Origin of the sequence: Nonomuraea sp. NPDC050691 (assembly GCF_040654455.1) — a bacterium.
Lineage (GTDB): Bacteria > Actinomycetota > Actinomycetes > Streptosporangiales > Streptosporangiaceae > Nonomuraea.
Window position 1 is genome coordinate 1 of sequence record NZ_JBFAIA010000245.1, and the last position, 9,927, is coordinate 9,927.

Consider the following 9,927-nt stretch of genomic DNA (forward strand, 5'->3'; position numbering starts at 1 on the left):
CGCGCGGAGCGCGGCGACGGAGTCGGCCCGGCACGCGCGCGTCGCCGCCGGGCTGGCCGAGCTGGAGCGCTGGCTGGCCGACCAGATCCGCCAGGGGCTGGCCGCGGCCGGCGACGGCGCCTGGGACGACCTGGCCAAGCGGCTCGTCGACGCCCAGGCCCCCGGCATCGCGAGCACGGTGTCCCGCCTGCGCGAGGCGCGGGCGGCCGACGACTGGCCGGAGCGGCTGCTGGAGGAGTACGCCCTGATCGACCTGCTGGCGGTGGCCTACCGCCGCCGCGCCCACCTGCCCGCGCCGCTGGCGCAGACGGTGCTGTCGCGGGTCGGCTTCCCGGTCACGCGCGAGGAGGTGCTGGCCGGCCCCGCCGTACGCGACCGGTGGGACGTGCTGGGGCGGCGCGACGAGCTGCAGGACCGGCTGACCTCCCGCCGGGTGTGGCTCCGGGGGCGCGACACGGGACGGCCCGCGCTGGTGCTCTCGTTCGCCCCGCAGGGCCAGGCCCTCGACGCGTCGTTCGTCACGGGCGCCACCGTGGACGCCGACCTGGCCTTCTACCCGGGCGCGGCCCCTCTCCGCGCCCTGCCGGTCACCACGACCACCCTCGCGTCACCGGTGGGCGAGCCGCCGGGGGTGACACCGGAGGAGGCGATGGACGAGGTGGCCGCCGCGCTCGCGGCCGACCCGTGGACCGACTCCTGGCCCCTCGTGCTGACCGGCGTCGTCCCCGGGCGCACCGGTCTCGGGGGGTTCCCGCTGCACCGGAGCGCGTACGACCCGTGGCGGCTGATCGCCGTCTCCGGCGGCCGGCCCGTCACTGTCGCCGCCGAGTGGACGCCCCACGGCCTGCGCCCCCTGACCACCTGGGCCGACGACGGGACGGTGGTGATCCTGTGAACTGGGACGATCTGGCCTCCACGGCCCTGGTCGGCACGGGCCGCCGGCCGTACCACGGAGACCTGCTGGCCGACGCGGCCGTGGAGGTCGCCCGCCGCCGTGCCGGCCGCCGCCTCGCCACGCCCCCGCCGCCGGAGGAGGGCGGGAGCGTGACGGGGGAGGAGCAGGAGGCCGTCGGCCGCCGGGCCGCCGAGAGGCTGACGCGGGTCCTCGGCGGCGAGTACGAGCGGCTGCTGCCCGAGTGGCTGGCCGCCGCGGCGGCGACCGGCCGCCGGGTCCCCCCGTACGTGCTGCCCGAGCTGCTCGACCGCGGCCGCCGCGACCACTCCATCCGCGCCCACCTCGGCGTGCTCGCCGGGCGGCGCGGCCGGTGGCTGGCCGGGCTCAACCCCTCCTGGGCGTACCTCCTGGAGGAGCCGACCGGTGAGACGTGGGAGCTGGGCAGCCCCGCCGACCGCCGCGCCTACCTGCGGCGGCTCAGGGCCGGCGATCCCGGGGCGGCGCGGCTGCTGCTGGAGAGCACCTGGGAGAGCGAGACGCCGGACGACCGGGCGGAGTTCGTGACGGTGCTGGCCGACGGGCTGTCCGCCGCCGACGAGCCGTTCCTGGAGAACGCCCTGGACGACCGCCGCCGTGAGGTCCGCCAGCAGGCCGCCAACCTTCTGGCCCGGCTGCCCGGCTCCGCCCTGTCCCGGCGGATGGCCGAGCGGGCCCGCGCCTGCTTCACCGTCGCCGCGGACGTGATCCAGGTGGAGCCGCCCAAGGAGTGCGACCGGGCGATGGAGCGCGACGGCGTCAAGGCCAAGCCGCCCCGAGGCATAGGCGAGCGGGCCTGGTGGCTCCAGCAGGTCATCGCCCGCGCCCCGCTGGAGATCTGGGGCGCCGACCCGGCGCCGCTGCTGGCGCTGCGCATCCCCGACTGGGACGCCGAGGTGAAGACCGCCTGGGTGCGGGCGGCCCTGTTGCAGCGCGATCCGGAGTGGGCGCGGGCGATGTTCGCCTGGGACCCGATCGCCGACCTCCTGACCGTGCTGCCGCCGGGGGAGCAGCAGGTGCTCGCGGCGGCGTTCGTGCGCGAGCACGACCTCGACAGTCAACTGATCATGGTGTTGGGCGGCGTGTCACCGCAGTGGCGCGAGGAACTGGCCACGGCCGTCCTCGCCAAGATCGTCAAGGTGGCCGGCAGCCAGCCCTGGAACCTCGGCGAGCTGGTCAAGCTGGCCGGCGAGCGCGTCGCCCCGGCGCTGGGCGAGCTGGCCGCCCGTTACTCGACCGAGCCGGCGGTGCAGCAGGTGGCCGCCCTGCTGCGGTTCCGCGCCGACATGATGGAGGAGCTCTCGTGAACGACCTCAGCCCGGTGAGCAGTCCCCGCCCGGGGAGCGACGCCGGCGACACGGGTGTGCTGCGTCCCCACGCGGAGGACCAGTACGCCGAGGAGCTGCACCTGCTCGCCAAGGAGGACGACCGGCCCCGCCCGCCCGGCTGGAAGCTGTCGCCGTGGGCGGTCACCACCTACATCCTCGGCGACGGCGACCGCATCACGCCCAAGTACGTGGGCGCCCGCCGCGTGGTCGAGGTGGCCGTCGCCACGCTCGCCACCGACCGCGCGCTCCTGCTGCTCGGCGTGCCGGGCACGGCCAAGACCTGGCTGTCGGAGCACCTGGCCGCCGCGATCAGCGGCGACTCGACGCTCCTCGTGCAGGGCACCGCCGGCACCCCCGAGGAGGCCGTACGGTACGGCTGGAACTACGCGCGGCTGCTGGCCGAGGGCCCGTCGATCGAGGCGCTGACCCCGTCCCCGGTGATGCGGGCCATGGCCGAGGGCCGCGTGGCCCGCGTCGAGGAGCTCACCCGCATGCCGTCCGACGTGCAGGACGCCCTGATCACCGTGCTGTCGGAGAAGACGCTGCCGATCCCCGAGCTGGGCCACGAGGTGCAGGCGCGGCGCGGGTTCAACCTGATCGCCACGGCCAACGACCGTGACAAGGGCGTCAACGACCTGTCCAGCGCGTTGCGCCGCCGCTTCAACACCGTCGTGCTGCCCGTGCCGGCGACGGCCGAGGAGGAGGTCGACATCGTCGCGCGGCGCGTCGACCAGCTCGGCCGGTCGCTGGAGCTGCCGGGCACGGGCACGGGACTGGAGGAGATCCGGCGCGTGGTGACGGTGTTCAGGGAGCTGCGCGCGGGGGCCACCGAGGACGGCCGCACCCGGGTGAAGTCGCCCAGCGGCACGCTGTCCACGGCCGAGGCCATCTCGGTGCTCACCAGCGGCATCGCCCTGGCCACCCACTTCGGCGACGGGGTGCTGCGGCCGGCCGACGTGGCGGCGGGCATCGTCGGGGCCGTGGTCCAGGAGCCGGTGTCGGACCGGGTGGTGTGGCGGGAGTACCTGGAGACGGTCGTCCGCGAGCGGCCGGGCTGGCAGGACTTCTACCGCGCCTGCCGCGACATCTCCTGACATGTCCCCTCGGGTCTCATCGGGGAGGTCTGCCGGTGGACGTCCGCTCTCGGCGTCTCCCGGCGAGCTCCGATCGGTGGGGCCACGCCCACGACGCTGCGCCTGTGAGGAGATGCGATGACTGTCTCGGTCCTGGGGGTGCGCCACCACGGGCCCGGGTCGGCGCGGGCCGTACGAGAGGAGCTGCGGCGGTTGCGGCCCGACGTGATCCTCGTCGAAGGGCCGCCGGAGGCCGACCCGCTCGTGGCCCTCGCCCCCGAACTGGAGCCGCCGGTGGCGTTGCTGGCGCACGTCCCGGGGACGCCGTCGAGCGCGGCGTTCTGGCCGTTCGCCCGGTTCTCACCCGAGTGGCAGGCCATCGTGTACGCGGCGGAGCACGGCGTACCCGTGCGCTTCTGCGACCTGCCCGCCGCCCACACCCTCGCGGACCCGGCTCCGGGCCCGCGAGACAGCGATCACGACCGTGGTCGTGGCGGCGGTGCTGACGGCGGTCACGAGGTGGCGCCCCTGGAGGTGCGGGTGGATCCCATCGCCGCCCTCGCCTCCGCCGCCGGCTACGACGACCCCGAACGCTGGTGGGAGGACGTCGTCGAGCACCGTGGCGACACCCCGTTCGAGGTGATCGCCGAGGCGATGGCCGCCGTGCGCCAGGGCTACGTGCCCGACGCCCGGGAGGCCAGGCGCGAGGCGTACATGCGCAAGACCCTGCGCACGGCCCGCAAGCAGGGGCACCAGCGGATCGTGGTGGTCTGCGGCGCCTGGCACGTCCCCGCCCTGACCGGGCCGCTGCCCCCGGCCCGGGCCGACGACGCGCTGCTGCGCGGCCTGCCCAAGGTGAAGGCCGAGCTGACCTGGGTGCCGTGGACGTACGGGCGGCTGGCCTGGTGGAGCGGGTACGGCGCGGGGGTCACGTCGCCGGGCTGGTACGACCACCTGTTCGCCGTCTCCGACCGGCCCGTCGAGCGGTGGCTGGCCGCGGCGGCGGCCGTGCTCCGCGACGAGGGGCTCGCGGTGTCGTCCGCGCACGTGATCGAGGCGGCGCGGCTCGCTCACGGTCTCGCCACGCTGCGCGGCCGTCCCCTCGCCGGGCTGGGCGAGGTCACCGAGGCGGTCCGGGCGGTGCTGTGCGAGGGCGACGAGCTGGCGGTCGAGCTCATCCAGCGGCGGATGGTCGTGGGCGACCGCCTGGGCCACGTCACCGACCGCACGCCCATGGTGCCGCTCCAGCGCGACCTGCGCGACCAGCAGCGGCGGTTGCGGCTCAAGCCCGAGGCGCTCGACCGCGACGTGACCCTCGACCTGCGCAAACCGCTCGACCTCGAACGCAGCCACCTGCTGCACCGGTTGCGGCTGCTCGGCGTCGGCTGGGGCGCGCCGGGGGAGTCGCGCGGCAAGGGCACGTTCAAGGAGACGTGGAGGCTGCGGTGGCGGCCCGAGTTCGACGTCACGCTCATCGAGGGCGCGGCGCTCGGCGTCACGGTCGTGGAGGCCGCCACCCAGCGCGCCCGCGACCTGGCCGCGGGCGAGGGCACACCGTCCGACGGCGCGGGCTCAGGCCGGGGTGCCGCGCCGGGGACGGGCCGGGGTCCTGGCGGGGGTGCCTCGCCGGGCTCGGGCCGGGGTTCCGGCGGGGGAGTGCCGCCGGGGGCGGGGCGTGGCTCCGGGGCGGTGGTCTCGCTGGCCGAGCTGGCGGATCTGGTCGAGAAGTGCCTGCTGGCCGACCTGCCGGACGCGTTGCCGGAGGTGCTGGCCGCCCTGTCCGCCAGGGCCGCCCTCGACACCGACGTCACCCGCCTCATGTCCGCCCTCCCCGCGATGGCCCGCGCGCAGCGCTACGGCGACGTGCGGGGCACCCCCGCCGAGGGGCTGGCGGTCATCGTCCGGTCGATGCTGGACCGGATCCGCGTCGGGCTGCCGGCGGCGGTGACGGGGCTGGACGACGAGGCGGCGGCCACCCTGCTCGGCCACATCGACGCGGTCCACGCGGTGGTCGCCCTCCTCGACGCGCCGCCCGCGCGCGAGCCGTTCCCGTCCTCATCCCCGTCCCCTGAGGAACGAGATCCCGCGGCGGAGACCCCGGACGGTGAGACCTCGGGCGGCGAGACCTTGGACGGCAAGCCCCCAGACGGTGAGACCCCGGGCGGTGAGACCCCGGGCGCCGCCAGGAGCGGGACGGGGACTGGGGCGGAGGGCGAGGCCGCGCCCGGGAGCGTGCGGGCGCGGTGGTTGCGCACGTTGCGAACCGTGAGCGAGCGGCCCGGTCTGCACGGGCTGATCGAGGGGCGGCTCACCCGCATCCTGCTCGACGCCGGCGAACTGGACGACGCGGCCGGGCGCATGTCCCGGGCGATGTCCCGCGGGCAGGCGCCGGCCAGGGCGGCGGCGTGGGTGGAGGGGTTCCTGGCGGGTGGCGGGCTGCTGCTGGTGCACGACGCCCGGCTGCTCGAGCTCGTGGACGGGTGGCTGACCGGGTTGTCCGGCGACCAGTTCACCGAGGTGCTGCCGTTGCTGCGCCGCACGTTCGGCGGCTTCGCCGTACCGGAGAGGCGGGCGATCGGCGAGCGGGTGCGGTCCGCGGGGCGGCACGAGCGGCGGCCGGAGCGGGACGTGGACGAGCGTCGCGCGGCCCCCGCGGTCGCCACCGTGCTGGCCATCATCGGCGCCGCCACCGGGAACGGACATGAGTGAGGACGTGGGGACCCGGGGCGTTCCGGCGGCGAAGGTGCGGGAGCGGGGACGGTCGATCCGGTGCGAGGTCAGGCGGACATCACGGGGGCGGATGTGAGTGAGGGCATGGAGGAGCGGCTGCGCAGGTGGCGGATGGTCCTGGGAGGCGGGGAGGCCGACGGCACCGGCGTGGCGCTGCACGGGTCCGACGCCGCGATGGACGGCGCCCTGTCCGCCGTCTACGAGCGCGACGGCGGGCTCGGCGCCTCCGCGCCGCGCGTGGCCCGCTGGCTGGGCGACATCAGGACGTACTTCCCGTCCACGGTCGTCCAGGTGATGCAGAAGGACGCCATCGAACGGCTGGACCTCACCCGGCTGCTCCTCGAACCCGAGATGCTGGAGGCCGTCGAGCCCGACGTCCACCTGGTGGGCACGCTGCTCGCGCTCAACCGCGTCATGCCCGACCGGGCCCGCGAGTCGGCCCGCGCCGTGGTGCGGAAGGTGGTGACGGAGCTCGAACGGCGGCTCGCCCAGAAGACCAGGGCGGCCGTCACCGGGGCGCTCGACCGCTCCGCCCGCACCCACCGGCCGCGCCGGGCGGCCGACATCGACTGGGACCGGACGATCCGGGCGAACCTCTCGCACTACCTGCCCGAGCACCGCACGGTCGTGCCGTCGCGGCTGGTCGGGCATGCCCGCAGGCAGCGGGCGGTGCGGCGCGAGGTGGTGCTGTGCGTCGACCAGAGCGGGTCGATGGCGGCCTCGGTGGTGTACGCGGAGGTGTTCGGCGCGGTGCTGGCGTCCCTGCGGTCGCTGCGGACGTCGATGGTGGTGTTCGACACGGCCGTGGTGGACCTCACCGACCGGCTGGACGATCCGGTGGAGGTGCTGTTCGGCACGCAGCTCGGCGGCGGCACCGACATCAACCGGGCCGTCGCGTACGCGCAGGGGCTCATCACCCGGCCGGCGGACTCGATCTTCGTGCTGGTCAGCGACCTGTACGAGGGCGGGGCGCGGGAGGAGACGCTGCGCCGGGTCGCCGCGATGACCCAGGCGGGCGTGCAGGTGGTGGTGTTGCTGGCCCTGTCCGACGAGGGGGCGCCGTCGTACGACCACGACAACGCCGCCGCGCTCGCGGCCCTGGGCGTGCCCGCCTTCGCGTGCACGCCCGACGCGTTCCCCGAGCTGATGGCGGCCGCGATCGAGCGGCGCGACCTGGGCCACTGGGTGGAGAGCCACACGTCCTGACGCCGGCGTCAGTGGGCCGGCTGGTCGGGGCGGGCGCGCAGCGGGAGCAGGAACGACAGCGCGAGCGTGAGCCCGAGCAGCCCGACCTCGACCCACACGGTGGCCTGCATCGCCGAGCCGAAGCTCCACCGGGCCTTGAGCAGGTGGAAGAAGAGCGTCCCGAGGACGGCGGTGCCGAGCGCGGCCCCGAGCTGCTGCACGGCCGTCAGCGTGCCCGAGGCGGAGCCGGACTCGTGGTGGTCGACTCCGGCCAGCACGATGTCGAAGAACGGCGCCATGATCATGCCCATCCCGACGCCGGCGATCGCGAGGCCGGGGGCGAGCTGCCACGGGGAGACGTCCAGGCCGGTGAGGTGGACGGTCACCCCGAACACGGCGGCGCCGGCGGCCATGACCACGGCGCCGATCTGGAGCAGGCCGCGGCCCAGCTTCTCCTGCAGGCCCGACATGGCCACGCCGAAGCCGGCCACGGCGCCGAGCGCCTGCGGCAGGGCCGTGAGCCCGGCCTTGAGCGGGCTGTAGTGGAGGCCCACCTGGGTGAAGAGCGTGAGGACGAGGCTGAAGCCGATCAGGCCGGAGAAGAACGCGAGCCCCGCGACCAGCCCGCCGGTGAAGGCCCGCTTGCGGAACAGGCTCGGCGTGACCAGCGGGTCCTTGCCGCTCCTGGCCCGGCGTGACTCGTGGGCGGCGAAGACGGCGAAGGTCACGAGGGAGGCCGCGATCGAGGCGAACGTCCAGGCCGGCCAGTCGAGCTCGGGGCCCTGGATGAGCGGGTAGATGAGCAGGAACCCGGCCGCGGACACGAGCAGCACGCCGACGAGGTCCAGCCTGGTGGAGTCGGAGAGCCGGATCTCCGGCAGGAACTTGATCCCGGCCAGCACCGCGGCCAGCCCGAGCGGGAGGTTGATCAGAAAGATCATCCGCCAGCCCGCGCCGAACAGGTCGGCGTCGACCAGCCACCCGCCGAGGATCGGGCCGCCGACCGACGAGATCGTCATGACGGGGCCGAACGCGCCGAACGCCTTGCCCATCTCCTCCGGCGGGAACATCTCCTTGATCATGCCGAGTCCCTGCGGGAGCATGACCGCACCGAACAGCCCTTGCAGGGCCCGGCCGGCGATGAGCAGTTCGGGGCCGGCGGACAGGCCGCAGAGCAGCGACATGAGCGTGAACCCGGCCGCGCCGATCAGGAACATCCGCTTGCGGCCCAGCAGGTCGCCGAGGCGGCCGCCGGTGATGAGGCCGACGGCCATGGCGAGGGTGTAGCCGGCGCCGAGCCACTGCACCAGGCTCTCCTCGCCGCCGCCCAGGTCCTGGCGGATGGTCGGCGCCGCGATGGTGGTGATGAGGGCGTCGAGCATGTCCATGACCTCGGCGGCCAGGATGACGCCGAGGGCGGGCCAGCGCCAGCGGTGTGGCTGGAGCCCCGCGAGGGGTGCGGGTGCGGATATGGCGGTCATGGGGGTCTCCTTCGATAACAACGTTCGGATCTACGAACGCCGTTCGTCAACGAACACTGTTCTAAGACGGAACGCTGTTCGTGTCAAGTACAGTGTTCGTATGCGAAGCGCGAACAGCGACGATGGCCTCCCGGACGTCCCCCAGCCGCCCTGGCGCAAGGCGCGCAGGCAGCCGCAGCCGAAACCCCAGCTCAGCCGGGACCTCATCGTGGAGACCGGGCTGCGGATCCTCGACGCCGAGGGGCTCGACGGGCTCAGCATGCGGCGGGTCGCGCAGGAGCTCGGCACCGGCCCGGCCTCGTTGTACGCACACGTCGCGGCCAAGGAGGAGCTCCTGGAGCTGATCTACGACCGGGTGCTCGGCGAGGTCAGGCTCCCGGACTACGACCCCGCCCGATGGCTGACGGTGCTGCGCCAGTGCGCGCTGGAGCTGCACCGCGTCATCGTCGGCCACGCCGACGTCGCCCGGGCGGCGCTCGCCAGCATCCCCACCGGGCCGAACGCGGTCCGGCTGGCCGAGTTCATGTTCGGCCTCCTCATCGACGCAGGCATGCCGCCACGCGACGCCTCGCTCGCCTTCGACCGGATCGTGCTCTACGTCTGCGCGGACGCCTTCGAGGGGTCACTGCACTACCCGCGCATGAAGGCGCTGGGCAACGCCAACCTCGCCGAGTACTTCCGCACCTACGTCTCACAGATCGAGGAGTACTTCGGATCGCTGCCTCCCGACCGGTTCCCGCACCTGAGCGGGCACGCGCAGGCGCTGGTCGCGGACGGCGGCGAGGCCCGCTTCCGGTACGGGCTGGACCTGCTGTTCGACGGGCTCGCGGCGCGCATGCCCGCCGGCAAGCAGACGCCGGGCGCTTAGCCCGCCCACCCGGGACACCTCTCCCGGCGCCGTGATCTCCCCCGGGCGGGGGAGCGGGCTCCCCTCGCGGGGCGAGGAGCGTGGGACGGCCGGCTGCGATCGTGGGCGCCGTCCCCGCCGCACAGGTCCCCGAGGAGTTCCCGTGACGTCCCCAGCCCAGCCTTCCGCCCCCGGCCCGGCATGGGCGGCCCGCGCCGCCGTGGCATGGGGCGTCCTGTCCGCGGCGGTCCAGGTGACCTGGGCCGTCAACGGCGCGACCGTGCCGCTGACCCCGCACGTCGCCTACCCGCCGGCCGCGCTGCTCCTGCTCGCGGCCCTGGCCGTCGTGGCC

Annotated in this window: 7 protein-coding genes and 1 pseudogene; 7 read left to right on the top strand and 1 reads right to left on the bottom strand. The window is 75.0% G+C overall.

What is annotated here, in order from left to right; translation table 11 throughout:
* The 5 genes from AB0H81_RS41525 to AB0H81_RS41545 form a co-directional block, all read left to right on the top strand.
* On the top strand, positions 1 to 895 hold an 895-nt coding region (locus AB0H81_RS41525; RefSeq protein WP_358386968.1), incomplete at its 5' end, for an SWIM zinc finger family protein.
* The gene (locus AB0H81_RS41530; protein ID WP_358386970.1) at positions 892 to 2,238 is read left to right on the top strand and encodes a DUF5691 domain-containing protein; all 1,347 of its coding nucleotides are present in this window, start codon (positions 892 to 894) and stop codon (positions 2,236 to 2,238) included. The genes AB0H81_RS41525 and AB0H81_RS41530, both read left to right, overlap by 4 nt.
* A gap of 14 nt (positions 2,239 to 2,252) precedes the next feature.
* A complete protein-coding gene (locus AB0H81_RS41535; RefSeq protein WP_358386982.1) occupies positions 2,253 to 3,353 on the top strand; it encodes an AAA family ATPase in 1,101 nt (366 codons plus the stop codon).
* 117 nt (positions 3,354 to 3,470) lie between these two features.
* A complete protein-coding gene (locus tag AB0H81_RS41540) occupies positions 3,471 to 6,041 on the top strand; it encodes a DUF5682 family protein (RefSeq protein ID WP_358386973.1) in 2,571 nt (856 codons plus the stop codon).
* A 105-nt stretch (positions 6,042 to 6,146) separates the two neighbouring features.
* Positions 6,147 to 7,268 (top strand): VWA domain-containing protein, encoded by a 1,122-nt coding sequence (locus AB0H81_RS41545; protein ID WP_358386984.1) that lies wholly within the window; start codon positions 6,147 to 6,149, stop codon positions 7,266 to 7,268.
* 8 nt (positions 7,269 to 7,276) lie between these two features.
* On the opposite strand, the gene AB0H81_RS41550 is transcribed toward AB0H81_RS41545, so the two are convergent.
* Positions 7,277 to 8,728, bottom strand: coding sequence for a DHA2 family efflux MFS transporter permease subunit (locus tag AB0H81_RS41550; RefSeq protein ID WP_358386976.1), 1,452 nt, complete (start codon positions 8,726 to 8,728; stop codon positions 7,277 to 7,279).
* Positions 8,729 to 8,828: 100 nt separating this feature from the next.
* On the opposite strand from AB0H81_RS41550, the gene AB0H81_RS41555 reads away from it, so the two are divergent.
* Both AB0H81_RS41555 and AB0H81_RS41560 read left to right on the top strand, forming a co-directional pair.
* On the top strand, positions 8,829 to 9,596 hold the full coding sequence (locus AB0H81_RS41555) for a TetR/AcrR family transcriptional regulator C-terminal domain-containing protein (protein ID WP_358386979.1): 768 nt from the start codon (positions 8,829 to 8,831) through the stop codon (positions 9,594 to 9,596).
* Between the two features lie 142 nt (positions 9,597 to 9,738).
* A pseudogene (locus tag AB0H81_RS41560) lies at positions 9,739 to 9,927 on the top strand (hypothetical protein); the annotation flags it as partial.